The 25715-nt window shown below is 59.9% G+C and carries 25 protein-coding genes; 15 read left to right on the top strand and 10 right to left on the bottom strand.

Translation table 11 applies throughout. The annotated features are described in order from the left end of the window. Window positions 1-72: 72 nt before the first annotated feature. Window positions 73-1503 carry a PLP-dependent aminotransferase family protein gene (locus tag ABDX87_RS14500; protein ID WP_346833430.1) on the top strand — a complete coding sequence of 477 codons (1431 nt, stop codon included), beginning with the start codon at window positions 73-75 and terminating at the stop codon, window positions 1501-1503. Window positions 1504-1548: 45 nt separating this feature from the next. Next, window positions 1549-3141, top strand: a complete 1593-nt coding sequence (locus ABDX87_RS14495) for a phospholipase D family protein (protein WP_431061239.1) — start codon at window positions 1549-1551, stop codon at window positions 3139-3141. On the opposite strand, the gene ABDX87_RS14490 is transcribed toward ABDX87_RS14495, so the two are convergent. Continuing rightward, a complete protein-coding gene (locus ABDX87_RS14490; RefSeq protein WP_346833428.1) occupies window positions 3138-4286 on the bottom strand; it encodes an MFS transporter in 1149 nt (382 codons plus the stop codon). The genes ABDX87_RS14495 and ABDX87_RS14490 overlap by 4 nt on opposite strands. A gap of 224 nt (window positions 4287-4510) precedes the next feature. Then, the gene (locus tag ABDX87_RS14485; protein ID WP_346833427.1) at window positions 4511-6004 is read right to left on the bottom strand and encodes an aldehyde dehydrogenase; all 1494 of its coding nucleotides are present in this window, start codon (window positions 6002-6004) and stop codon (window positions 4511-4513) included. A gap of 265 nt (window positions 6005-6269) precedes the next feature. On the opposite strand from ABDX87_RS14485, the gene ABDX87_RS14480 reads away from it, so the two are divergent. Then, window positions 6270-6632, top strand: coding sequence for a cupin domain-containing protein (locus ABDX87_RS14480; RefSeq protein WP_346833426.1), 363 nt, complete (start codon window positions 6270-6272; stop codon window positions 6630-6632). 108 nt (window positions 6633-6740) lie between these two features. Here ABDX87_RS14480 and rpmG read toward each other — a convergent pair whose 3' ends face one another. Together rpmG and rpmB are read right to left on the bottom strand one after the other, a co-directional pair. After that, on the bottom strand, window positions 6741-6896 hold the full coding sequence (gene rpmG, locus ABDX87_RS14475) for a 50S ribosomal protein L33 (RefSeq protein ID WP_062379766.1): 156 nt from the start codon (window positions 6894-6896) through the stop codon (window positions 6741-6743). A gap of 11 nt (window positions 6897-6907) precedes the next feature. Then, window positions 6908-7144, bottom strand: coding sequence for a 50S ribosomal protein L28 (gene rpmB / locus ABDX87_RS14470; protein ID WP_037016669.1), 237 nt, complete (start codon window positions 7142-7144; stop codon window positions 6908-6910). Window positions 7145-7507: 363 nt separating this feature from the next. Here rpmB and ABDX87_RS14465 point away from each other — a divergent pair, with 363 nt between their 5' ends. Continuing rightward, complete coding sequence (locus ABDX87_RS14465; protein WP_346833425.1) at window positions 7508-9097, top strand: ABC transporter substrate-binding protein; 1590 nt, start codon at window positions 7508-7510, stop codon at window positions 9095-9097. Between the two features lie 187 nt (window positions 9098-9284). On the opposite strand, the gene radC is transcribed toward ABDX87_RS14465, so the two are convergent. Then, window positions 9285-9959: a RadC family protein gene (gene radC / locus ABDX87_RS14460; protein WP_346833424.1), complete on the bottom strand. Its 675-nt coding sequence runs from the start codon at window positions 9957-9959 to the stop codon at window positions 9285-9287. A 133-nt stretch (window positions 9960-10092) separates the two neighbouring features. Here radC and coaBC point away from each other — a divergent pair, with 133 nt between their 5' ends. The 4 genes from coaBC to argB all read left to right on the top strand — a co-directional run bounded on the left by coaBC (window position 10093) and on the right by argB (window position 15402). Then, window positions 10093-11301 carry a bifunctional phosphopantothenoylcysteine decarboxylase/phosphopantothenate--cysteine ligase CoaBC gene (gene coaBC, locus ABDX87_RS14455; protein ID WP_074754697.1) on the top strand — a complete coding sequence of 403 codons (1209 nt, stop codon included), beginning with the start codon at window positions 10093-10095 and terminating at the stop codon, window positions 11299-11301. A 6-nt stretch (window positions 11302-11307) separates the two neighbouring features. Next, a complete protein-coding gene (gene dut, locus ABDX87_RS14450) occupies window positions 11308-11763 on the top strand; it encodes a dUTP diphosphatase (protein WP_062379779.1) in 456 nt (151 codons plus the stop codon). A 108-nt stretch (window positions 11764-11871) separates the two neighbouring features. Beyond that, complete coding sequence (locus ABDX87_RS29215) at window positions 11872-14472, top strand: phosphomannomutase/phosphoglucomutase (RefSeq protein ID WP_431061238.1); 2601 nt, start codon at window positions 11872-11874, stop codon at window positions 14470-14472. 24 nt (window positions 14473-14496) lie between these two features. Further along, on the top strand, window positions 14497-15402 hold the full coding sequence (argB, locus tag ABDX87_RS14440; RefSeq protein ID WP_062379782.1) for an acetylglutamate kinase: 906 nt from the start codon (window positions 14497-14499) through the stop codon (window positions 15400-15402). An 81-nt stretch (window positions 15403-15483) separates the two neighbouring features. Here the strand turns inward: argB and ABDX87_RS14435 are convergent, their stop codons facing one another. Both ABDX87_RS14435 and pyrE read right to left on the bottom strand, forming a co-directional pair. Next, window positions 15484-16098 carry a DUF4124 domain-containing protein gene (locus ABDX87_RS14435; RefSeq protein WP_346833423.1) on the bottom strand — a complete coding sequence of 205 codons (615 nt, stop codon included), beginning with the start codon at window positions 16096-16098 and terminating at the stop codon, window positions 15484-15486. A gap of 22 nt (window positions 16099-16120) precedes the next feature. Then, window positions 16121-16762 (bottom strand): orotate phosphoribosyltransferase, encoded by a 642-nt coding sequence (gene pyrE / locus ABDX87_RS14430; protein ID WP_062379786.1) that lies wholly within the window; start codon window positions 16760-16762, stop codon window positions 16121-16123. An 82-nt stretch (window positions 16763-16844) separates the two neighbouring features. Here pyrE and ABDX87_RS14425 point away from each other — a divergent pair, with 82 nt between their 5' ends. Then, window positions 16845-17624, top strand: coding sequence for an exodeoxyribonuclease III (locus tag ABDX87_RS14425; RefSeq protein ID WP_062379788.1), 780 nt, complete (start codon window positions 16845-16847; stop codon window positions 17622-17624). Between the two features lie 233 nt (window positions 17625-17857). On the opposite strand, the gene ABDX87_RS14420 is transcribed toward ABDX87_RS14425, so the two are convergent. Together ABDX87_RS14420 and rph are read right to left on the bottom strand one after the other, a co-directional pair. Then, window positions 17858-18226, bottom strand: coding sequence for a DUF4870 domain-containing protein (locus ABDX87_RS14420; RefSeq protein WP_074754707.1), 369 nt, complete (start codon window positions 18224-18226; stop codon window positions 17858-17860). Between the two features lie 49 nt (window positions 18227-18275). Further along, window positions 18276-18998 carry a ribonuclease PH gene (rph, locus tag ABDX87_RS14415; RefSeq protein ID WP_346833422.1) on the bottom strand — a complete coding sequence of 241 codons (723 nt, stop codon included), beginning with the start codon at window positions 18996-18998 and terminating at the stop codon, window positions 18276-18278. 297 nt (window positions 18999-19295) lie between these two features. Here rph and ABDX87_RS14410 point away from each other — a divergent pair, with 297 nt between their 5' ends. The 6 genes from ABDX87_RS14410 (at window position 19296) to ABDX87_RS14385 (ending at window position 24672) form a co-directional block, all read left to right on the top strand. Then, on the top strand, window positions 19296-20159 hold the full coding sequence (locus ABDX87_RS14410) for a YicC/YloC family endoribonuclease (RefSeq protein WP_346833421.1): 864 nt from the start codon (window positions 19296-19298) through the stop codon (window positions 20157-20159). Window positions 20160-20172: 13 nt separating this feature from the next. Beyond that, the gene (gmk, locus tag ABDX87_RS14405; RefSeq protein ID WP_346833420.1) at window positions 20173-20793 is read left to right on the top strand and encodes a guanylate kinase; all 621 of its coding nucleotides are present in this window, start codon (window positions 20173-20175) and stop codon (window positions 20791-20793) included. A 240-nt stretch (window positions 20794-21033) separates the two neighbouring features. Next, a complete protein-coding gene (gene rpoZ / locus ABDX87_RS14400) occupies window positions 21034-21297 on the top strand; it encodes a DNA-directed RNA polymerase subunit omega (protein ID WP_004887180.1) in 264 nt (87 codons plus the stop codon). 60 nt (window positions 21298-21357) lie between these two features. Continuing rightward, window positions 21358-23466: a bifunctional GTP diphosphokinase/guanosine-3',5'-bis pyrophosphate 3'-pyrophosphohydrolase gene (gene spoT, locus ABDX87_RS14395; RefSeq protein WP_346833419.1), complete on the top strand. Its 2109-nt coding sequence runs from the start codon at window positions 21358-21360 to the stop codon at window positions 23464-23466. Window positions 23467-23490: 24 nt separating this feature from the next. Further along, the gene (locus ABDX87_RS14390; RefSeq protein WP_062379797.1) at window positions 23491-23871 is read left to right on the top strand and encodes a RidA family protein; all 381 of its coding nucleotides are present in this window, start codon (window positions 23491-23493) and stop codon (window positions 23869-23871) included. Between the two features lie 63 nt (window positions 23872-23934). Continuing rightward, window positions 23935-24672 (top strand): hypothetical protein, encoded by a 738-nt coding sequence (locus tag ABDX87_RS14385; RefSeq protein ID WP_346833518.1) that lies wholly within the window; start codon window positions 23935-23937, stop codon window positions 24670-24672. Between the two features lie 140 nt (window positions 24673-24812). Here ABDX87_RS14385 and ABDX87_RS14380 read toward each other — a convergent pair whose 3' ends face one another. Next, window positions 24813-25670 (bottom strand): SDR family oxidoreductase, encoded by an 858-nt coding sequence (locus ABDX87_RS14380; protein WP_346833418.1) that lies wholly within the window; start codon window positions 25668-25670, stop codon window positions 24813-24815. Between the last annotated feature and the right edge of the window lie 45 nt (window positions 25671-25715).

Raw genomic sequence — 25715 nt, 5'->3', positions numbered from 1 at the left:
TCATCGCCTGAATGCTGTATTTTTGCCCAATCTGTATCGGTCAACCGAAGCGACACTGTGTGGGAGTACGCCATGACCCTTTACGTCAATCTTGCCGAATTGCTTGGCACACGCATCGAAAACGGCTTTTACCGCCCCGGTGATCGCCTGCCCTCTGTACGTGCTCTGAGCCTTGAGCACGGCGTCAGCCTCAGCACCGTGCAGCAGGCCTATCGGTTGCTCGAAGATAACGGTCTGGCGTCGCCTCGCCCCAAGTCGGGCTACTTCGTTCCCGCAGGGCGCAAGACACCTGCACTGCCAGTCGTAGGACGCCCTGCACAGCGTCCGGTCGATATCTCGCAATGGGACCAAGTGCTGGAACTCGCCAGAGCCATTCCCAGCCCGGACGTCGTGCAGCTGGCGCGTGGCATGCCGGACATCAGCAGCCCGACCCTGCGCCCGCTGACCCAGGCGCTGGGCAAGATCAGCCGCCGTCAGGACATGCCGGGGCTGTATTACGACAATATTCATGGCACTCAATGCCTACGTGACCAGGTCGCCCGCCTGTTGCTGGACTCGGGCACCCGCATCGCCCCGGATGATCTGGTGATCACCACGGGCGCTCAGGAGGCGCTGGCGGTCAGCATTCGCTCAATTTGCGAACCCGGCGACATCGTGGCCGTGGATTCACCCAGCTTTCACGGCGCCATGCAGGCGCTGAAAGGCCTTGGCATGAAGGCGCTGGAAATACCGACCGATCCCATCACCGGCATCAGCCTGGACGCACTCGAACTGGCCCTCGAACAATGGCCGATCAAGGCCATACAGTTGACGCCCAACTGCAATAACCCGCTGGGTTACATCATGCCAGAGGACCGCAAGCGCGCCTTGCTGACCCTCGCCCAGCGCTTTGACGTGGCAATCATCGAAGATGACGTGTATGGCGACCTCGCCTACACCTATCCTCGCCCGCGCACGATCAAATCCTTCGACGTGGATGGACGCGTCCTGCTTTGCAGCTCTTTCTCGAAAACCCTGGCGCCCGGCCTGCGGGTCGGCTGGGTTGCACCGGGCCGCTACCTCGACCGTGTGCTGCACATGAAATACATCAGCACCGGCTCCACCGCGACCCAGCCTCAGTTGGCGATTGCCGAATTTCTTCAGGCCGGGCATTACGAGCCGCACATGCGCCGGATGCGCGGCCAGTATCAGCGCAGCCGAGACTTGATGACCGACTGGGTGACGCGTTATTTCCCGGAGGGCACTCGGGTCAGCCGCCCGCAAGGCGGCTTCATGCTGTGGGTCGAGCTGCCCGAGGACTTTGACTCACTTCGCCTGAATCGCGCGCTGGAAGGGCAAGGCGTACAGATCGCCGTCGGCAATATTTTTTCGGCCTCGGGCAAGTACAGAAATTGCCTGCGCATGAACTTCGCGGCCAAACCGACGCCGAAAATCGAGGACGCCGTGCGTAAGGTCGGCGCAACGGCGGCGCGACTGATGACCCAAACCGACGCGGCGACTTAACCTTTTGCCGAAAACGCGGTCATATCGCCATGATGTGACTTCTGGATGATTGCGTTGACGAAAACATGGGCGTTGTCCCTCCTTTTGGCCTGTGCCCTCGGCATAAGCGGATGCGCGCACTCGCCGGTGGCGGATGACGGTCCCAGTCAGGCCCTGCCCGCGTCGGCGTCCGCCTTTGGACGTTCGATCATGGCTCAGGCCGCGCCGTATGAAGGCCGCTCCGGCTTTCGTCTGCTGCCCAACAGCACCGAAGCGTTCATGGCGCGGGCCGAGCTGATCCGCAATGCCAAAACCAGCCTGGACCTGCAGTACTACATCGTCCACGACGGGCTCAGTACCCGAGCCTTGATCGATGAATTGTTGCGGGCGGCAGATCGCGGCGTACGCGTCCGGATCCTGCTGGACGACACCACCAGCGACGGCCTGGATGAAGTCATCGCCACCCTCGCCGCGCATCCCAACATTCAGATTCGTCTATTCAACCCGCTCAATCTGGGCCGCAGCACCGGCGCGACGCGCAACATGGGGCGGCTGTTCAATCTGTCACAGCAGCATCGACGCATGCACAACAAGCTGTGGTTGGCCGACAGCGCCGTGGCCATCGTCGGCGGGCGCAACCTCGGTGACGAATACTTCGACGCCGAACCGAACCTGAACTTCACCGATATCGACATGCTCAGTGTTGGCCCGGTGGCCGAGCAGCTCAGTCATAGCTTCGACCAGTACTGGAACAGCACCTTGAGCAAGCCGATTGACGACTTCCTCTACTGGCCTCCCGACACCAAAGATCTGGCCGACGCGCGCACGCGTCTGGCGGCATCGCTGGACCAGGCGCATGTCGAGAAAAAAGCCCTGTACGAACGGCTGATGGCTTACAAGACTCACCCGCGAATGAAAACCTGGCTCAACGAGCTGATCTGGGCGCATAACCAAGCCCTGTGGGACGCGCCGACCAAAGTGCTGTCACGGGGCGAGCCCGACCCGCATTTGCTGCTGACCACGCAACTGAGCCCCGATCTGCTAAACGTGCATCAGGAATTGATGATGATTTCGGCGTATTTCGTGCCGGGGCAGGAAGGACTGGTGTACCTCACCGGGCTGTCGGACAAAGGCGTTTCGGTGAGCCTGCTGACCAACTCGCTGGAAGCCACGGACGTGCCGGCCGTACATGGCGGCTATGCGCCGTACCGCAAAGCGTTGCTGGCGCACGGCGTGAAGCTGTTCGAGCTGCGACGCCAACCGGGAGACCCCAGCAATCGCGGGGGCAGTGGCCCCAGATTTCTGCGCACGAAATCCCTGAGGGGTGGCTCTGAATCAAGCCTGCACAGTAAGGCAATGATTTTTGACCGACAGAAGATGTTCGTCGGCTCCTTCAATTTCGACCCGCGCTCGGTGCTGTGGAACACCGAAGTCGGCGTGCTCGTCGACAGCCCCGAACTCACGGAATACCTGCGCGAACTGGCGCTGCAGGGCATGGCGCCCGCAATCAGCTATCAAGCCAAGCTTGAAAATGATCGCGTGGTCTGGGTAACCGAAGACAACGGCAAGATCCACACACTGTACAAAGAACCCGGCGACTGGTGGCGCCGACTGAACGCCTGGTTCAGCAGCGCCGTCGGCCTAGAGAAGATGCTCTAGGCGGCCACCGGCTGGACCACGCCGAACGCTCGCGGGCGCTGGGACAGAATTACCAGGCCCAACGCGCCTGCTGCCATCAACAGCGGCAGCGCCTGCCCACTGATCCATTGGCTGCCGGCACCCGCAGCCAATGGCCCCAACAAGCAACCGATACCCCACAGCTGCGCGACATGGGCGTTGGCGCGCACCAACGCATCGTCGCGATAGCGCTCGCCGATGAGAATCAGCGACAGCGTGAACAACCCGCCCGCGCTGGCACCGAACGCGACCCACAACGGCCAGATGGCTACCGTATCGACCAGCAGCGGAATCGCCAGGCTTGATGCCATCAAGGCCACCGCGCAGCCTGAAAACAGTCGGCGCCGGGAAATCTTGTCCGCCAATGCGCCGATCGGCAGTTGCAGCAGCGCATCGCCGACGACCACGGTACTGACCATCGCCAGCGCGATCTCTGGGGTGAACCCCTGTTGCAGGCAATACACCGGCAGCAGCGTCAGAATCATCGCCTCGAAACCGGCAAACAACGCAATTGCCCATGCGATTGCAGGCAACTGCCGACAGAACTCGGCGAGATCTCCGAGGCTGACATGGCTCGCTTCGGCGCTTGGCGCACCGGAGCGTCCCAACAGCAGCAGCGGTGATGTCGCGAGCAAGGCTGCGCCGACCCAAAAGCCGTAGTCGTGCCCGGCGCCGATGACGCCGAGCAACAGCGGTCCGCCCAACTGACTGAGCGCGTAACAGCTGCCATACAGCGCGACCAGCTTGCCCCGCAGATTCTCGGTCACCAGTTGGTTGATCCAGCTCTCGCCAAGAATGAACACCATGGTCAGGATCACGCCGAGCATCAGCCGCAGCGCCAGCCAGATCCAGTAATTGGGCAGTAACGCCAGCAAACCCACGGAAATCGAACCGCCCCACAGGCAGAGACGCATCAGGTTCGCGGTGCCCAGAATCGAAGCCAGACGGCTGGCAAGGCTCGCGCCCAGCAACACACCAATGGCCGGCATCGCGGCCATGACGCCGATGGCAAACGCGCCGTAGCCCCACGCTTCAAGTCGCAACGACACCAACGGCATGCTCACGCCCAACGCCAGGCCGACGCTCAGCACGGACGACAGCACCGCGAAATAAGTACCCCAACGCATCACCACGCTCCTGTGGCTCTAAGGGATGAGACAGAACAGCCGGGTTCTTTGAGGGAAACCCGGCTGTGTGGGAAAGTTGTTCAGCTGTAACGTTTGAAGCGACGGCATTCCCTGTGGGAGCGAATTCATTCGCGACGCGGCAGTGTAAGTCCGATACAGATTTATCGAATGTACCGGCCAATCGCGAATAAATTCGCTCCCACAGAGTGTGTAAAGGCTGGCTCTTACAACTTGATCCAGGTCGCTTTCAGCTCGGTGTATTTGTCGAACGCGTGCAGCGACTTGTCGCGACCATTACCCGATTGCTTAAAGCCACCGAACGGCGCGGTCATGTCGCCACCGTCGTACTGGTTGACCCAGACACTACCCGCGCGCAACGCACGTGCGGTGAGGTGCGCCTTGGACAGGTCGGCGGTCCATACGGCGGCAGCCAGACCATACGGCGTGTCATTGGCGATCTGGATTGCCTCTTCAGCTGTATCGAAGGTCAGCACCGACAGCACCGGGCCGAAGATTTCTTCCTGAGCGATCTTCATGGCATTGGTCACACCGTCGAAAATCGTCGGCTCGACGTAGGTGCCGCCCGTCTCTTGCAGGATGCGCTTGCCGCCGGCAACCAGCTTGGCGCCGTCGGTGTGGCCCGCTTCGATGTACGACAGAACCGTGTTCATCTGCTGAGTGTCCACCAGCGCACCAACGTTGGTCGCAGGGTCCAGCGGATTGCCCGGCTTCCAGGCTTTCAGCGCCTCGATCACCATGGGCAGGAATTTATCCTTGATCGAACGCTCGACCAGCAGGCGCGAGCCCGCGGTGCACACTTCGCCTTGGTTGAAGGCAATGGCGCTGGCAGCCGACTCAGCAGCAGCTTGCAGGTCCGGCGCATCGGCGAAGACGATATTCGGGCTCTTGCCGCCCGCTTCCAGCCAGACGCGCTTCATGTTCGATTCGCCCGAGTAGACCAGCAACTGCTTGGCGATCTTGGTCGAACCGGTAAATACCGCCGTGTCGACATCCATGTGCAGCGCCAGCGCCTTGCCGACGGTGTGGCCGTAGCCGGGCAGAACGTTGAGCACACCGGCCGGGATACCCGCCTGAACAGCCAACTGTGCGACACGGATGGCGGTCAGCGGCGACTTTTCCGACGGCTTGAGAATGACCGAGTTACCACTCGACAGTGCAGGACCCAACTTCCAGCACGCCATCAGCAACGGGAAGTTCCACGGCACGATCGCCGCCACAACACCGATCGGCTCACGGGTCACCAGACCCAACTGGTCGTGTGGCGTCGCGGCCACTTCGTCGTACAGCTTGTCGATGGCCTCACCGCTCCAGCTCAACGCTTGCGCGGAGCCTGGAATGTCGATGCCATAGGAGTCACTGATCGGCTTGCCCATGTCCAGGGTTTCAAGCAGCGCCAGTTCTTCGATGTTTTCTTTGATCAGCGCAGCAAAGCGAATCATGGCTGCCTTGCGCTTGACCGGGGCCAGACGCGACCACGCGCCAGAGTTGAAGGTAGCGCGGGCGTTTTCAACGGCGCGCTGGGCGTCGGCGGCATCGCAGCTGGCAACGTGGGCGAGGAATCGACCATCGACCGGGCTGATGCAGTCAAACGTAGCGCCAAAAGCGGCGGCGGTGTACTCGCCATTGATGAAGGCGCGGCCTTCGATCTTCAGATCCTGGGCGCGTTTTTCCCAGTCAGCATGAGTCAGGGTGGTCATGAAACATCCTCCTCTTATGAATTGTGCGCGCCCTCGCGCTCATGAACCGTGCTGTAGGACATCGCCTGACATGCTGTCGGATCGGCCAAAGGCAAACGTCACCCTAAACCAGCGCTCAAGGAATTTCCAATATATTGGACAAAAAGAGGCAAAACGACACGAAATCGTGCATTTTATTCAACAGCGCGCCATCAGGCGCCCGGCACTATCGCCGAATGCCTTCATCAAACAATCATTCTTCCAATGCCATTCAGGAGCCAGGGACATGAGTATCGAAACCGTCGTCGACTTCAGCGAAGCCACCACCCCTGCAGAACGCTTCAAGCCCGCGCCCGAGAAGATTCTCAAAGGCGACCCGGAGCAAACCGTCTACAACCACTACAACAGCCCCTGCGGCCAGATGAGCGCGGGCGTTTGGGAAGGCGAAGTCGGACAGTGGAAGGTCAATTACACCGAACACGAGTACTGCGAGATTGTGCAGGGCGTCTCGGTATTGCGAGACGAGGAAGGCAACGCCAAGACACTGCGCGCCGGGGATCGCTTCGTGATACCGGCAGGTTTCAAAGGCACCTGGGAAGTACTGGAGGCGTGCCGCAAGATTTACGTGGTGTTCGAGCAGAAGGCTTGAAGGATAAGCAGCCCTGGCACTTGATGCACACTCCTACAGGGACTGAAAAACCTTCGCGCACAAAAAAGCCCGCATCGCTGCGGGCTTTTTGTAAGAGGCAAAAATCAATTACTTGATTTTGGCTTCTTTGTAGATCACGTGCTTGCGAGCAACCGGATCGAATTTTTTAATTTCGATTTTGTCCGGGGTAGTGCGCTTGTTCTTGTCGGTGGTGTAGAAGTGGCCGGTGTTAGCGGTCGACACCAAACGGATCAATTCACGCATGATTCTCTCCCTTAAACCTTAGCGCCAGCGCGGCGGATTTCGGCCAGAACAACCGTGATACCACGCTTGTCGATGATGCGCATGCCTTTGGCAGATACGCGCAGACGTACAAAGCGTTTCTCTTCTTCAACCCAGAAGCGGTGATGCTGCAGGTTTGGCAGGAAACGACGACGGGTTTTGTTGTTCGCGTGGGAAATGTTATTCCCGGTTACCGGACCCTTACCGGTAACTTGACAGACTCTCGACATGCCTCAGCCCTCTAAAACCACATGCCCAACCCGGCATGGGTTGGCCGCTTAATCTCTCAGTCATTTGGCGCCAGGCGCCGCGTTTCTTCAGGGGTCTTACCGGCCACACCTGCGGTGAAGGCAGCGGGCCCCTAGAAAAGAGCGCTGCTTTATACCAGAAACCCTTGGGAGCAACAACAGAAACGACGAATTACCTGAAAGAAACTCAGGACATTGTGCCCGGCAACGCCAGCAGCAAAGGGCGCGACGGGAAATATACCACTCGTCGCGCCACAGCGATTGTTCTGCGCCAATCCATAGTCTAGGGTAAGTCCCTCACCAGACTGCGCCGGCAGATGGGCTATCTCTGAAAGGAAAATCGCCATGCGCCTAGCTGTTTTACCCTTTTTGTTCGCGTCACTGGCAGCGCCAGTAATGGCTCAAGCCGCCACCAGCCTGAGCGTTTGCACCGAAGCCAGCCCCGAAGGCTTTGACGTGGTGCAATACAACTCGCTGACCACCACCAACGCCTCGGCCGATGTTCTGATGAACCGCCTGGTGGATTATGACGCCCAGACCGGCAAGCTGGTCGCCAGTCTGGCAGAAAGCTGGAGCGTATGGCCGGACGGTCTGACGTATGACTTCAAATTGCGCCCCGGCGTGAAGTTTCATCACACCGATTACTTCACCCCGACCCGCGACATGAACGCCGAAGACGTGGTGTTCAGCTTTCAGCGCATGCTTGACCCGGCCAATCCATGGAACAAAGTGGCGGTACAGGGCTTCCCTCATGCGCAATCGATGCAGTGGCCGTCGCTGATCAAAAAAGTGGAAGCGCCCGATACGAATACGGTACGCATTACCCTCGACCATCCTGATGCGACCTTCCTCGCCACGCTGAGCATGGGTTTTGCGTCTATTTATTCGGCGGAATACACCGCGCAGCTGATGAAAGCCGGTACGCCGGAGAAGCTCAACAGCCAGCCGATCGGCACCGGGCCATTCGTCTTCAAGCGTTTCCAGAAAGATTCCGTGGTGCGTTACGAAGCCAACCCGGACTATTTCGCAGGCAAACCTGCGGTGGACACGCTGGTGTATGCCATCACCCCGGACGCCAATGTTCGACTGCAGCGGATCAAGCAGAACGAGTGTCAGGTTGCCCTGTCACCCAAACCGCTGGATGTCACCGAGGCAGGGAAGGATCCGAACCTGAAAGTCGAAAAGACTGACGCATTCATGACGGCATTCCTGGCCATCAACAGCCAGCATCCGCCACTCGACAAGCCCGAAGTGCGTCAGGCGATTAACCTGGCGTTCGACAAGGACACCTACCTGAAAGCCGTATTCGAAGGCTCGGCGCGTGCAGCCAATGGCCCGTACCCGCCTAACACCTGGGGTTACGCCAGCGATCTACCCGGTTACAAATATGATGTGGCCAAAGCGAAGGAACTGCTGGCGAAGGCTGGACTGAAAGACGGCTTCAAAACCACGATCTGGACCCGCCCTTCCGGCAGCCTGTTGAACCCGAACCCGAGCGCAGGCGCGCAGCTGCTGCAGAACGATCTGGCGGCTGTCGGCATAAAGGCTGAAATCAAGGTGATCGAATGGGGCGAACTGATTCGTCGCGCCAAAACCGGTGAGCACGACTTGCTGTTCATGGGTTGGGCCGGCGACAACGGCGACCCGGATAACTTCCTCACGCCACAGTTCTCCTGCGCAGCGGTCAAATCCGGCACCAACTTCGCGCGCTACTGCGATGAGGGTCTGGACAAGTTGATCAGCAGCGGCAAGGCCGTGACCGATCAGGCGCAGCGCAGCAAGCTGTATCACCAGGCGCAGGAGCAGATCCAGAGGCAGGCGCTATGGCTGCCGCTGGCACACCCGACTGCTTTCGCCCTGACCCGCAAGAACGTGCTGGGTTATGACGTCAGCCCCTTCGGACGCCAGGACTTTTCGAAGGTGACCGTGAAGTAATTGCCCATCCGCCGCAAAAACCAAAGTCCGATCGCGGACCCTGTAGGAGAAGTCGGAGGTACGACGGCAGCGAACGCGGTGTGTCAGTCACTGTTGAAGGTGGCTGACACACTGCATTCGCAAGCAAGCTAACTCATACAGGCTGGGGCCGAACAGGATTCAGCGGCTCCTGCAAGTTTGGCGAACACTACATCAACCCGCTTTCCACCATCGACAGCGGGTCTCCATCTCCGATGATCACGTGATCGAGCACCACCACGTCGATCATCGCCAGCGCCTCCCTGAGCCGCCGAGTGAGCTCAATGTCCTGCGGGCTGGCATCGCAGATGCCGGAAGGGTGATTGTGGCAAAGGATCACCCCGGCGGCGTTATGCGCCAAGGCTCGCTTGACCACCTGCCGAGGGTGCACATGGGCGACATTGATCGAGCCGTGAAACAGCGCCTCGAAGGCCTGAACACGATTCTTGCTGTCCAGAAACAGGCAACCAAACACCTCATGCGGCTCGTGCCGGAGTATCGCTTTCAGGTAGCTGCGCACCTGGGCCGGACTTTTCAGTGCTGAACCCCGCTTGAGATTCTCCCCCATGTGCCGCCGGGCCATTTCCATGACCGCCTGCAATTGCGCGAACTTTGCCGGCCCGAGGCCCAGCTCGTTACTGAACGAAGTGAGATTGGCTTCGAGCAGCGCACGCAGGCTGCCAAATTGCCCCAAAAGATGTCGGGCGAGGTCCACGGCGCTTTTGCCGGAAACGCCCGTGCGTAAAAAAATGGCGAGTAATTCAGCATCGGAGAGACTCGATGCCCCTCGCTCCAGCAGCTTCTCCCGCGGTCGCTCGGCCGCAGGCCAATCTCGAATACTCATAGCACCTCCATGGACATGGGCGCCGCTGTTCCCGTGCGGTCGCTGTGCTATCTTAGCCCATCTTTTTTGCGCGACAGTCCAGCCTGGGGAGGCGTTTGATTGCCGCGTGTTAACTCGACCAAAAGGCAGGCCTATGCAGCGGCTGTATCGGAAACGCATCGTTCTCGGCGTCGGCGGCGGCATCGCGGCTTACAAGAGCGCTGAACTGGTTCGCCGGTTGCGCGACCACGGGGCCGAAGTGCGCGTGGTCATGACCAAGGGCGGGGCCGAGTTCATTACACCGCTGACCATGCAGGCGCTGTCCGGGCATCCGGTCCACATGGACCTGCTCGACCCCGCGGCCGAAGCTGCGATGGGCCATATCGAGCTGGCCAAGTGGGCTGACATGGTGCTCATCGCTCCCGGCACCGCCGACCTGATCGCACGCCTGGCTCAGGGCATCGCCAACGATCTGCTGACCACGGTCGTGCTGGCGACCGACGCCATCGTCGCGGTCGCCCCGGCCATGAACCAGGCCATGTGGCGCGACCCGTCGGTGCAAGCCAATCTGCAGACGCTCGAAGCACGAGACTTCCGTATGTTCGGGCCGGCCAGCGGCAGTCAGGCCTGTGGCGACGTGGGTTTCGGGCGCATGCTCGAACCCAACGATCTGGCCCAATCGGCGGCCGACTGCTTCCAGCGCCTCACATTGACCGGCAAGCATGTGCTCATCACAGCCGGACCGACCCAAGAAAACATCGACCCGGTGCGCTACATCACCAACCACAGCTCCGGAAAAATGGGCTTTGCGCTGGCCGAAGCTGCGGCCGAAGCCGGTGCACGCGTCACGCTGATCACAGGGCCCGTCAACCTGACGACCCCGGACCGGGTATCGCGCATCGACGTGGTGAGCGCACGCGACATGCTCGCCGCGTGCGAGGCCGCCATGCCCTGCGACCTGTTCATCGCTTCTGCTGCGGTCGCCGACTACCGCCCAGAAGTCGTAGCCCCTCAAAAATTGAAGAAAGACCCTACGAACGGTGATGGTCTGCTGCTGCAGATGGTTCGCAACCCGGACATTCTCGCGACCATCGCCCAGCGTCAGGATCGCCCGTTCAGCGTCGGTTTCGCCGCTGAAACCGAGCACCTTCTCGACTACGCCGCCCGCAAGCTCAAGGACAAGAACCTTGACCTGATCATCGCCAACGACGTCGCCAATCCCAGCATCGGCTTCAACAGCGAAGAGAATGCGTGCAGCGTGATCGACCGAGCGTTGCAAGAGACGCTTTTTGCCCAGACCAGCAAGGCCAAGATCGCCCGCCAGCTGATGACTTTTATTGCCGACCGTATGAACCAGGTTTAATCACGTATGCATGCTCTACAAGCCAAGATCCTCGACCCTCGCATCGGCGACGAATTCCCGCTTCCGGCCTACGCCACCACTGGCTCTGCCGGGCTGGACCTGCGCGCCATGCTCAAAGAGGAAACGGTACTCGAACCCGGTCAGACCCTTTTGATTCCCACCGGCCTGTCGATATATATCGCAGACCCAAGCCTGGCGGCGCTGATTCTGCCGCGCTCAGGCCTGGGTCATAAACATGGCATCGTGCTCGGCAACCTGGTGGGCCTGATCGACTCCGACTACCAGGGCGAGTTGATGGTTTCCTGCTGGAACCGTGGCCAGACTGCGTTCAAGATCGCGGTCGGTGAGCGCATTGCTCAGTTGGTGTTGGTCCCGGTCGTTCAGGCGCACTTCGAAGTGGTTCAGGAGTTCGATGAAAGCCAGCGTGGCGCAGGCGGTTTCGGTCATTCCGGCACCCACTGATCCTGCGCAAGTCGCCTTGGCAGCCCTGTCGTTCAAGGCCTGAATCGGTCTGGCACGATGCAATAACTCAAAAATCGCCTCAGGAAGTACGAGCAGGGAGAGTCAAGTTTGAAAGGCATCAAGCGCACAGCCAAGGCGACGTCTCGCACAGAAACGACTGACGCAACGGTCAAGGATTCGAACCTGAGCCTGGCAAGTCCGGGCCTTCTCCCTTCGCTCATCGGCTTGATAGCGGCGGGCATCCTGGTCTGGCTGGGCTTGCTCGGTCAGCCGCAGGAAAAAGATCTCCTCGCCCAAGCCTGGGGCACTGCGCAAGCCGGAGCCGCTGGCAAAGCGTTACGTCAGATCACTGCCGACACGCAGGCTGCCGCCATGGACGCCACGCTGACCCAAGCCCTGCAAAGCAACAATCCGCAGCAGATCGAAGCAGTTCAACGTCAGTTGGGCTACCGAGACGGCGTGATCGGCGCCCGCTTCACACCGCTCGGCTTCAACAACGTGGACAATCAGGGCGCATTGCCCATCAGCTTCGCGACGCTGGACATGCTCGCCAAAGCTGGCAAAGGCGAAACACCTGCCCCCGAAGCCCGTAAAGTCGGCGACAGCTGGGTGATTTACAGTGTCGCTCCGCTACGTACCGCCCCAGACGCGCCGATCACCGGAACGCTGTTGCTGGCGTTCAAAATGCAGCGTCTGACCAATGCACTGCCCGAGGCCCCCAGCGATGTGGGGCAGATTGTGCTCAGCCAGCAGTTCGGCGACGCAACGGCACAAAACTTTCTGACCCGCGGCCAGGCCGATGGCGGTCGCGCCATGGACTTCCCGACCAGCTATTCCAACTGGAAGCTTACGTTCACCCCCGGCCCCGCGCTGAATGCGTCGCCGCCATCGCTGATGCTGCTGCTCGCGGCGCTGGTTGCCATCGGCAGCGTGCTGCTGGGGCTGTATCTGAACGAAAGCGCCCTGAAGCGTCGCGTCCTCGCCGACGCCCGACAACTGGAACAACTGCTGCAAGAACTCTCCGGGGGCAAAGCCGTCAAAGCCTTCGGCTTGAGCATGCCGGCCCTCAACGGGCTCGCGCAGAGCATGGCGAAGTTTTCGCTGCGCAATCAACCGGCCTCTCCGGTGGAAGCCAGCAGCAATGCCTCGCCCGCCGCCACCCACGGTTCAACGAGCAGCAAAGCCGTATTTGCGTCATCCGATGTCAATGACACCGAGCTGACCGATCCGCTGTTTCAAGACACCGACATTCTTGACATCGACCTGCTCGATGAATCACAGGATTTCCTGAAGTCGGAGCAATCACACGTAATGAGCAGTACCGTATCCATCGCCCCCGAATTCCCGGACTCCATTTTCCGCGCCTACGACATCCGTGGCATCGTCGGTGAGACACTGACCAGCGAAACCGCGTACTGGCTGGGCCGCGCCATCGGTGCGCAGAGCCTGGCACAGGGCGAGCCGAATGTTTCCGTTGGCCGTGACGGGCGTCTGTCCGGCCCGCAACTGGTTGCCGCGCTGATCAAAGGCCTTTACGACAGCGGCTGTCATGTCAGCGATATTGGTCTGGTTCCCACTCCGGCGCTGTATTACGCCGCCAATGTCCTCCAGGGCCGCACGGGCGTGATGCTGACCGGCAGCCACAACCCGAAGGACTACAACGGCTTCAAGATCATGATCGCCGGCGACACGCTGGCGAACGAGCAGATCCAGGCGCTGCACGACCGCATCAAGCGCAACCAGTTGCCCGCAGGCAAAGGCAGCGTAAGCAAGGTCGACATCCTCGACCTCTATGCCGGGCAGATTACCAATGACGTGGTTCTGGCACGCCGCCTGAAGGTTGTGGTCGATTGCGGCAATGGCGCTGCCGGCGTGATCGCCCCTCAACTGCTGGAGGCCCTGAACTGTGAAGTCATTCCTCTGTTTTGCGACGTCGACGGCAACTTCCCGAATCACCACCCCGACCCGGGCAAACTGGAAAACCTTCAAGACCTGATTGCCAAGGTCAGGGAAACCGGAGCCGATCTGGGTCTGGCCTTTGACGGCGACGGCGATCGCGTAGGTGTCGTTACCAACACAGGCAGCGTCATATACCCCGATCGTTTGCTGATGCTGTTCGCCCGCGATGTCGTCAAACGCAATCCGGGGGCTGACATCATCTTCGACGTGAAATGCACCCGTCGCCTAATACCGTTGATCCAGGAATATGGCGGTCGCCCGGTCATGTGGAAGACTGGTCACTCGCTGATCAAGAAGAAGATGAAAGAGAGCGGCGCGCTGCTGGCAGGCGAGATGAGCGGCCATATCTTCTTCAAGGAACGCTGGTTCGGTTTCGACGACGGCATTTACAGTGCTGCGCGGCTGCTGGAGATCCTCAGCCAGGAGACGCTGAGCGCCGAAGAGCTGTTTCAGACGTTCCCGAACGACCTGTCGACACCGGAGATCAATATCAAGGTCACCGAGACCAGCAAGTTCAGCATCATCGAAGCGCTGGAGCGGGATGCACAGTGGGGCAACGCCAACCTGACGAGCATCGACGGCGTGCGAGTCGACTACCCGAAGGGTTGGGGTCTGGTCCGCGCTTCCAATACCACGCCCGTGCTGGTATTGCGCTTCGAAGCCGAAACTGAGGCCGAGCTGCAGCGGATCAAGGATGTGTTCCATGCTCAGCTGAAAAACGTAGCACCGGATTTAGAACTTCCCTTTTGATCTAACTTTTTGAGTGGAGCCCAAATGACCCTCGAACGTGACGCCGCAGCCAATGCCGCCAAGGTCCTTTCCGAAGCCTTGCCCTATATCCGACGCTTCGTTGGCAAGACGCTGGTGATCAAGTACGGCGGTAACGCCATGGAGAGCGAAGAGCTGAAAACCGGCTTCGCGCGCGACATCGTGTTGATGAAGGCAGTGGGCATCAACCCGGTCGTGGTTCACGGCGGCGGTCCGCAAATCGGCGATCTGCTCAAGCGCCTGTCCATCGAAAGCCACTTCATCGACGGGATGCGCGTCACCGATGCCCAGACCATGGACGTCGTGGAAATGGTGCTGGGCGGCCAGGTCAACAAGGACATCGTCAACCTGATCAACCGCCATGGCGGCAGCGCCATCGGCCTGACCGGTAAAGACGCGCAGCTGATTCGCGCGAAGAAGATGAACGTGACCCGTCAGACCCCGGAGATGACCAAGCCGGAAATCATCGACATCGGTCATGTCGGGGAAGTCGTGGGCATCAACACCGACCTGCTGAATATGCTGGTCAAAGGCGACTTCATTCCGGTCATCGCACCGATTGGCGTCGGCGCTGACGGCGAGTCGTACAACATCAACGCCGATCTGGTTGCAGGCAAAGTCGCCGAGGCGCTGAAGGCCGAGAAACTGATGCTGCTGACCAACATCGCCGGCCTGATGGACAAGGAAGGCAAGGTCCTGACCGGCCTGACCACCGAGCAGGTCAATGGCTTGATCGCCGACGGTACCATCTACGGCGGCATGCTGCCGAAGATCCGTTGCGCGCTGGAAGCGGTCCAGGGCGGTGTCACCACCTCGCACATCATCGACGGTCGCGTACCGAACGCGGTCCTGCTGGAAATCTTCACCGACACCGGCGTGGGCACGCTGATCAGCAACCGCAAGCGTCACTGATCACGGGCAACGCGCAAAAAAAGACCCCGCCGGCGCAAACCGGCGGGGTCTTTTTTATGTCGAGTTTCTTGTGTCAGCGTTTCACTGCGCAAGCAGTTGCTTCAAACGCGCGCGATCCTGTGCAAACTCGGTATCAGCCTGCTGACGCGCAGCCTGATACCGCAGGATGTCGACTTTGAGGTTCTGTTGCTGATCCCGCACATCGGTCATCTGGTCGATAAGACTTTGCGGGACCTGCCGCCCTGCCCGCTCCTGATCGGCAGCCTGACTTTGCAGGGCTGTCTGCTGGGTCGCCAGGCCCTGAATGTTGCCCTGTGCCGCTGCTATCAGGCCATCAAGCTCCGCGAGTTTTCGCGTTCGCGCACGGTCCACGTCGCTGAGGCTGCTGTACAAGTGCAGCAACTGCGCATCGGCGTCAGCCTGAACCTTGGCCGCCTGCGCGGCGGCTTGAGCCTCTCGCGCCTGATCGGCCGAAGGCGCAGGCGGCACGACCTGAATCACACGACCGCGCTGATTCAGGACTTCATAGCCCTTACCGGAATACTCAGCGGGTACGCCCTGACGATCCAGCACCGTCACCCCACGGCTGTCGACATAGCGATAGAGCAGGATGCCCGGATTGTCTTCGGCCTGAACGCTTGCAACGCAGCCCACACCCAGAACCCAACAAAAACCTACTGCGCCCAGCTTGAGCATAAAAACGAGATCCTCTGATGACTCAGATTCCGTACTGAGCCCGATACGCTTCGACGGCGGGTAGATGCTGCTTGAGCTGAGGATCGTCAGCCAGGAATTCGAGAACCTGGTTCAACGAAACGATGCTGACCACCGGGATGCCGAAGTCACGCTCGACCTCCTGGATCGCAGAAAGCTCACCGTTTCCACGCTCCTGACGATTCAATGCGATCAGCACGCCAGCCGCGTTAGCGCCTTGGGCCTGGATGATCTGCATGACTTCGCGAATCGCGGTACCGGCCGTGATCACGTCGTCGATGATCAGGACGTCACCGGTCAGTGGAGCCCCCACCAGACTGCCGCCCTCACCATGCGCCTTGGCCTCTTTGCGGTTGAAACACCACGGCAGGTCAAGGTTGTGATGATCGGCCAACGCCACGGCTGTCGCGGCCGCCAGGGGAATACCCTTGTACGCGGGCCCGAACAGGACATCGAAGGAAATACCGCTTTCCACGACGGCGGCCGCATAGAACTTGCCCAGTTGAGCAAGCGCCGAACCGCTGTTGAAAAGACCGGCATTGAAGAAGTAAGGACTGGTGCGTCCCGACTTCAAAGTGAACTCACCGAAGCGCAAAACCCCGCGATCGATGGCAAAACGAATGAAATCGCGCTGATACGCCTGCATGAAAAAAGCCCCGAATACCACGGATTTAGCTAATTAGGTAGAGCTCGGGTATCATACACGCACGTGATTTTTGGGGCCATTTATGCGGATCATCAGTGTGAACGTTAATGGTATTCAGGCTGCAGTCGAGCGTGGTTTGCTCAGTTGGCTGCAAGCCCAGAATGCCGACGTCATCTGTCTTCAGGATACCCGCGCCTCCGCCTTTGAACTGGACGATCCAGCCTACCAACTGGACGGCTACTTCCTGTATGCCTGCGATGCCGAAGTTCCTGCCCAAGGTGGTGTGGCGCTTTACTCGCGGCTGCAGCCAAAGGCGGTAATCAACGGTCTGGGCTTTGAAACGGCCGACCGTTACGGGCGATACCTGCAGGCGGATTTCGACAAAGTCAGTATTGCAACCTTGCTGCTCCCGTCCGGCATGAACGGCGATGAGGACTTGAACCAGAAGTTCAAGCTCATGGACGACTTCGGCAAGTACCTGGACAAGCAACGCCGCAAACGTCGCGAGTACATTTATTGTGGCTCGCTCTACGTTGCGCAGCAGAAGCTGGACATCAAAAACTGGCGCGACAGCCAGCAATCTCCGGGCTTCCTGGCGCCAGAGCGCGCCTGGATGGACGAGATTGTCGGCAACATGGGTTATGTCGATGCCCTGCGCGAAGTCAGCCGCGAAGGCGACCAGTACAGCTGGTGGCCGGATAACGAACAGGCCGAGATGCTGAATCTGGGCTGGCGGTTCGACTATCAATTGCTGACCCCGGGTCTGCGCCGTTTCGTACGCAGCGCTCGCCTGCCACGCCAGCCGCGCTTCTCGCAGCACGCGCCGCTGATTGTGGACTACGACTGGACGTTGACGATCTGACGTTCAGTTGCTCAAAAAAAGCCGACGTGAAGTCGGCTTTTGTTTGTCCAGTATTCAGGCAGCTCAGCCTGACCTTGTAGGAGCGTGGCTTGTCCCGCGATCTGGCGCGAAGCGGCAGCGAATCCATCGAAGCCGTCGTATCAGGGATATTCCGAATTCAGTTTTGACGTCCGGTTCCCGGCCGATCGCGGGACAAGCCACGCTCCTACAGGTGCAGCAGACCACCGCCCCGCTTACTTGATCAACCGCCAGGTAAACGGATAACGATAGGCGATCCCGTCGTTAACCTTGACCCCGGCGATGATCGTCAGCACCAAAGCGCCAACGCCTACGAGCATCAGCAGCGGAAAACCAATGACGACGATCATCAACAGGAAGCAGATCATCGCAGCGATGGCCACGGTGATCTGAAAGTTGAGGGCTTCCTTGCCCTGAGCATCGATGAACGGATCGGCCTCTTTCTTCAGTTGCCAGACAATCAATGGCCCCAGCAAATTACCGAACGGAAAGATCAGGCCGAAGAACGCCGCAAAATGGCACATCATGGCCCATTGGCGGACTTCCTTGCTCGGCACTGGCAACGGCGGCTGACTGTCGATCATCATGCTTTCCCTGTTCTGACGGTGGTGACGCGAATCACATCAACGGCAATCAGTCGGCCAGGGCCGCCTGCTGCAGTTCAAAGATCTCGTTCATGCCTTTCTGTGCCAACGCCAGCATCGCGTTCAGCTCGGCAGGCTGGAAGGGAGCGCCTTCGGCGGTGCCCTGAACTTCAATGAAACCGCCTGCGTTGGTCATGACCACATTGAGGTCAGTCTCGGCAGCCGAGTCTTCCAGATAATCCAGATCCAGCACCGGCTCACCCTGATACATGCCGACCGAAACAGCTGCGATCATCTGCTTCAACGGATCGCCACCCTTGAGGCCACCACGTTTCTTGATGGTTTTCAGCGCATCGATCAGCGCAACCATCGAGCCGGTAATCGAGGCGGTGCGAGTACCGCCGTCGGCCTGGATCACGTCGCAGTCGACATACAGCGTCACGTCGCCCAGCTTGGACATATCCAGCGCAGCGCGCAGGGAACGACCGATCAAACGCTGAATCTCAAGGGTACGGCCGCCTTGTTTGCCACGGCTGGCTTCGCGCTGGTTACGCTCACCGGTCGCACGCGGCAGCATGCCGTATTCGGCCGTCAGCCAGCCTTGGCCCTGACCTTTGAGAAAACGCGGCACGCCGTTTTCGACGCTGACGGTGCAGATCACCTTGGTGTCACCGAACTCGACCAGTACAGACCCTTCGGCGTGCTTGGTGTAGCTGCGGGTGATGCGGATCGAGCGAAGCTGATCGGCAGCGCGACCACTTGGACGTTTCATCTGGGATACCTGTACTGAGACGGAAAACTGACGAGCATTATAGAGGCGCTGACCCGCGCTGGGGACATCTAATGAGGCATCAATGACCATTGGCTCACGCACGAAGGTATGAAAAAGCGCTACCAGGCAGCGAAACGGCGACATCGCACACGTCCTGCGACATCCTCACCGTTGGGCGCACACCTCGCACTGAGCTACAATCTTGCGCCTTTATAGCCTGTCGCTTCTTCATCACATTCATCTGGACAGAACATCGTCGCTTCCAGGCTAACTCCTGACTTTATAGAGGTATTTCCCATGGTGCACAGCATGACGGCTTTCGCCCGCGCTGAAAGAGCCGGCACTCAAGGCACGCTGAGCTGGGAATTGCGCTCGGTCAATCACCGTTATCTCGAACCCCATCTGCGATTGCCCGAGTCCTTCCGGGACCTGGAAGGTGCTGTACGCGAAGCGCTGCGTCAGGGCCTGTCGCGCGGGAAGGTCGAATGCACGCTGCGCTTCACCGAGGAAACGGCCGGCAAACCGCTGCAGGTCGACCGTGAGCGCGCCAGCCAGCTGGTCGCGGCCGCTGAAGTTGTCGCAAGCCTGATCAAGCAGCCTGCCGCCCTCAACCCACTGGAAGTCCTGGCGTGGCCCGGCGTGCTGGTCGCCGATGCGAGCGATCCGCAGGCGCTGAACAATGATGCGCTGGCCTTGTTCAACGAGGCGCTGGATGAATTGAAAGCCGGTCGCGCGCGCGAAGGCGCAGACCTGGCCAAACTTCTCGACGAACGGCTTGTGTCGATCAAGACCGAAGTGGCTACCCTGCGCACCCTGGTGCCGCAGATGCTCGCGACCCAGCGCCAGAAAGTGCTTGATCGCTTTGCCGACATGAAGGCAGAGCTCGACCCACAGCGCCTGGAACAGGAAATGGTCCTTCTGGCGCAGAAGAGCGATGTCGCGGAAGAACTCGACCGCCTGAGCACTCACGTCACCGAAGTTCGCCGCGTGCTCAAAACTGGCGGACAAGCCGGACGCCGGCTGGACTTCCTGATGCAGGAGCTCAACCGCGAAGCCAATACACTGGGCTCCAAAGCCTTCGACCCTCGCAGCACTCAAGCCGCGGTCAACCTCAAGGTGTTGATCGAGCAGATGCGCGAACAAGTGCAGAACATTGAGTAAGGCCAATCTAGACATGACCCACAGCACCGGCACTCTGTACATCATTTCCGCCCCTTCGGGCGCGGGCAAGACCAGCCTGGTCAAAGCCCTGATCGATGCTCAGCCACAGATTCGCGTTTCCGTTTCCCACACCACCCGCGCCATGCGCCCCGGCGAAGTGGACGGCGTGAACTATCACTTCGTTGATCGCACGGAGTTCGTGCGCATGATCGAACACGGCGATTTCCTCGAGCAGGCCGAAGTGTTCGGCAACCTGTACGGCACTTCGCAAAGCCGCCTGCAGCAGACGCTGGACGAAGGTCACGACCTGATTCTTGAAATCGACTGGCAGGGCGCCGAGCAAGTGCGCAAGCTGATGCCCCACGCGCGCTCGATCTTTATTCTGCCGCCGACCCAGCAGGCATTGCGTCAACGCCTGACCAACCGAGGGCAAGACAGCGACGAGATCATCGAGGGCCGGATGCGCGAAGCGGTCAGTGAAATGAGCCACTACATTGAGTACGACTACGTCATCATCAACGACGATTTCGCGACGGCCCTGGAAGACCTCAAAGCTATCTTCCGCGCCAACCTGCTGAGCCAGGAGCACCAGCAACAGCGTCACACCGAGTTGCTGACCCAGCTCCTGGCTTGAGTATTTGCAGGAGCGCGCTTGCCCACGATGGCGTCGATGAATTCAACACATTCATTGCCAGGCACACCGCCATCGCGGGCAAGCGCTACTACACGGGCGGTGCAAAGCGCATCGAAACAACGCCAAAAACCGACCGCTTGGGGCTTGCCGCTTGAAGCTTTGAGCTGTCCGCTTGTAAACTACCGAGTCCGCTCGCCCATCCGGGCACCGCGCATACCGCATTTGCTACGAGGAATACCCATGGCCCGCGTGACCGTTGAAGACTGCCTGGAACATGTAGATAACCGCTTTGAGCTGGTCATGCTCGCCACCAAACGCTCGCGTCAACTGGCGACCGGCGGCAAAGAGCCAAAGCTGGCCTGGGAAAACGACAAGCCTACCGTTGTTGCCTTGCGCGAAATCGCGGCTGGCCTGATGGATTACGCTGTCATTGCAGAAGCTGAAATCGTTGAAGATGAACCACTGTTCGCAGCGTTCGAGGACGAGTCCAACGAGGCCGTCTAAGCCTATGCCCGGTCGACGTAGCAAGGCGCAGGGTCACCATTCTCGGCAAGGAGTTGCATCATGCCGAGCATAGACGCCCTCGCCGATCGCCTCTCGACCTACCTCGGCGCCGACCAGGTCAATCTGGTTCGCCGAGCGTATTTCTACGCCGAACAAGCCCACGACGGCCAACGCCGTCGCAGCGGCGAAGCCTACGTCACGCATCCGCTGGCGGTGGCCAATATCCTTGCTGACATGCACATGGACCATCAGAGCTTGATGGCCGCGATGCTGCATGACGTGATCGAAGACACCGGCATCGCCAAGGAAGCGCTTTGTGCGCAGTTTGGCGAGACCGTGGCCGAACTGGTCGACGGGGTCAGCAAACTGACCCAGATGAACTTCGAGACCAAGGCTGAAGCCCAGGCCGAGAACTTCCAGAAAATGGCCATGGCCATGGCACGCGACATCCGCGTGATCCTGGTCAAACTCGCTGACCGCTTGCACAACATGCGGACACTGGAAGTGCTGTCAGGCGAAAAACGCCGACGCATTGCCAAGGAAACCCTCGAAATCTACGCCCCCATCGCCAATCGCCTTGGCATGCACAGCGTGCGTATCGAATTCGAAGACCTGGGCTTCAAGGCCATGTACCCGATGCGCTCCTCGCGCATCGGTCAGGCCGTCAAGCGCGCCCGTGGCAATCGCAAGGAACTGGTCAACAAGATCGAAGAGTCGCTGAGCCACTGCCTGGCGGTCGACGGCATTGAAGGCGAAGTCAGCGGACGTCAGAAGCACTTGTACGGCATCTACAAGAAGATGCGCGGCAAGCGTCGCGCCTTCAACGAGATCATGGACGTGTATGCGTTCCGGATCATCGTCGACAAGGTGGACACCTGCTATCGCGTTCTCGGCGCTGTACATAATTTGTACAAACCGCTGCCTGGACGCTTCAAGGATTACATCGCGATTCCAAAGGCCAACGGCTATCAGTCGTTGCACACCACGCTGTTCGGCATGCATGGCGTGCCCATCGAAATCCAGATCCGCACGCGCGAGATGGAAGAGATGGCCAACAACGGCATCGCCGCGCACTGGCTGTACAAGTCTTCCGGCGACGAGCAGCCTAAAAGCACGCATGCTCGCGCCCGCCAGTGGGTCAAGGGCGTGCTGGAAATGCAGCAACGTGCCGGCAACTCGCTGGAATTCATCGAAAGCGTAAAAATCGACCTGTTCCCGGACGAGGTCTACGTGTTCACGCCCAAAGGCCGGATCATGGAGCTGCCCAAAGGCTCCACGGCCGTCGACTTCGCGTACGCCGTTCACACCGATGTCGGCAATAGCTGCATTGCCTGCCGGATCAATCGCCGACTGGCGCCGCTGTCCGAACCCCTGCAAAGCGGCTCGACGGTTGAAATCGTCAGCGCACCGGGCGCACGCCCGAACCCGGCATGGCTGAACTTCGTCGTGACCGGCAAGGCGCGCACGCACATTCGCCATGCGCTGAAGCTGCAACGCCGTTCGGAGTCCATCAGCCTCGGCGAGCGCCTGCTGAACAAAGTGCTCAACGGCTTCGACAGTACGCTGGACAAGATTCCAAACGAACGCGTGCAGTTGATCCTGGCCGAGTACCGGGTCGAGGTCGTCGAAGACCTCCTCGAAGACATCGGCCTGGGCAACCGCATGGCGTATGTCGTCGCCAGACGCCTGCTCGCCAGCGAAGGTGAACAATTGCCGAGCGCTGAAGGCCCGCTGGCGATTCGTGGCACCGAAGGCCTCGTGCTCAGCTACGCCAAATGCTGTACGCCGATTCCGGGCGACCCAATCGTCGGCCACTTGTCTGCGGGCAAAGGCATGGTCGTGCACCTGGATAACTGCCGCAATATCAGCGAAATCCGCCATAACCCGGAAAAGTGCATCCAGCTTTCCTGGGCCAAAGACGTCACCGGCGAATTCAATGTCGAGCTGCGGGTCGAGCTGGAGCACCAGCGCGGGCTTATTGCCTTGCTGGCCAGCAGCGTCAATGCGGCCGACGGCAACATCGAGAAAATCAGCATGGACGAACGCGATGGTCGTATCAGCGTGGTCCAACTGGTGGTCAGCGTACACGACCGCGTGCACCTGGCCCGTGTGATCAAGAAACTGCGCGCCTTGACCGGTGTGATTCGCATCACCCGCATGCGTGCGTAGCCAAACCGCCAACAGGAGTTCTTCATGAGCAAGACCGTTATCTCCAGCGACAAAGCCCCTGCCGCCATCGGCACGTATTCTCAGGCGATCAAAGCTGGCAATACCGTCTACATGTCGGGTCAGATTCCTCTGGACCCGAAAACCATGGAACTGGTCGAAGGCTTCGAAGCCCAGACCGTTCAGGTCTTCGAAAACCTGAAAGCCGTGGCTGAAGCCGCAGGCGGTTCGTTCAAGGACATCGTCAAGCTGAACATATTCCTGACGGATTTGAGCCACTTCGCCAAGGTCAACGAGATCATGGGCAAGTATTTCGAACAGCCTTATCCTGCACGCGCCGCTATCGGCGTGGCTGCCCTGCCAAAAGGCGCGATGGTTGAAATGGACGCCGTGCTGGTCGTCGAGTAAATCCCCCGCGGAGCGTATTCACGCTCCGCTACCCTCAGAGCAAAGGAAGGACTCCGCATGCATATGCGCGTCGCGTTCGCCCTCTCGCTGCTGGCCGCGCTGCTGAGCGGCTGCGCCAGCCATTCGAACAAAACCCCGGACGGCACCTGGATCAACCAGGCCGCCATCGACGCTGCGGCAGAAGGCGGCAACTTGCGCCAGTCGCTGCTGGCGTACGGGCCAACGCTGGAATGGAATATCAATACAGCGGCGGGGCAGGCTACGTCCTACAACGGATTCGAACTCACCGAAGGCAAGATCGCCAAAGATCCCGACGGATCGTGGAAGGTGAATGTCTATGGCAGCACCTCTGACGACCTCAAGCTCAAAAGCGACGAGCTGGTTCAGAGCGCCAGCGACTCAGGCCCCGAACAGCATTTCCGCATGCCCAAGCAAGCCGCTCCTGCTGGCGCACCGCCCGGAAGCAGCTTTGAGCGTGCGCTTTACACCGCGTACCTGGGTGGCAAATGGACGATCGTCAATGGCGACGGGCAAGGCAGTGTCGTTGAGTTTCAACCCGACGGCAGCGTGACCGGTTTGCCGGGAAATGACCGCTACGCGCTCTGTCTGGCAGGCGATTGCGCCGCCATGAGCGGCGAGTACGACAGCATGTGGCTGGAGAAAAATGAGCGCGGCAACCCGTGGGTGTTCGTGCGCCAGGGCAAGCAGCTGGAAATCTTCCAGGCCGTGAACAATGCCCAGGCCACTGAAATGCCGGATTTGAGTCCGGGCGAGCGGCATTGGGTGCTGGAGAAAAACTAGCCCCAAGATCACCTGTGGGAGTGAGCTTGCTCACGAAGGCGTCAGGCCAGACAACATGTCATCGACTGATACGCTGAATTCGTCAGCAAGCTGAACTCCCACGGCCTTCGGCCAGAATCAAAAGCAGGTCGCGGCCGCGCTCAATTATCCTGTGCCAACATCCCCTCATACCCTTCCTTGTAACTCGCATAACGCGGCACCCAGCCCAGTGCTTTGGCTCGCGCGTTGCTGCAACGCTTGCTGCCTGCGCGTCTCACGTTGTTCTCATCGGACCATTGCGTCACGTTGAGGCGAGTACGCATCCAGTCCACCACTTCAGCCAAGGGCACCGGCGCGTCGTCAACGCCTAGGTAGCAATCCTCAAGCGCTTCGCCATTCGCATCGGCCTGCAACAGGAAGGCGAGCAACCCCGCAGCGTCATCCGCATGTATCCGGTTGCCGTACAGCGGTGGATCAACCGCCACGCTGTAACCCTGACGGACCCGGTTCATCAAATCGCTACGACCCGGCCCATAGATGCCGGTCAATCTGACGATGCTCCCCGGAATGCCGCTGTTCAGGGCCACCTGCTCAGCCTCTCGCATCACGCGACCCGAGAACCCGTCGGCCTCGGCGGGCGATGTCTCATCGACCCACTCGCCCCCTTGTTGCCCATAAACACTGCTGCTCGACACGAACAGAATCCTTTTCGGCTTCTGCCCGCTGCGCTCCGTCCAGCCCAGCACATGGCGCAACCCTTGTACGTACGCTGCGCGGTAACCTGCTTCGTCCCGCGCCGTCGGGGTCGCACAGTAGACCAGATAATCGATTCGGCTCTCGGGCCATTGGACCGGGATCCGCGCGTCAAAAAGGTCTCCGCCCACACCGCGCACGCCGTGCGGCAGCTTCGCCACGTTCCTGCGCAGGCCGTACACCGTCCAACCTTGAGGCAGTAGCTGCGACGCCAGGCGTCCACCAATGTCACCACATCCAGCAATCAGAACGGACGGTGCCGCCATGACCAATCTCCACATCAAAAGTAGGTTTCGACCAATAAAACCGGC

It is taken from the genome of Pseudomonas abietaniphila (assembly GCF_039697315.1).
GTDB classification, from domain to species: Bacteria; Pseudomonadota; Gammaproteobacteria; order Pseudomonadales; family Pseudomonadaceae; genus Aquipseudomonas; species Aquipseudomonas abietaniphila_B.
This window is presented reverse-complemented; position numbering and strand designations above follow the sequence as displayed.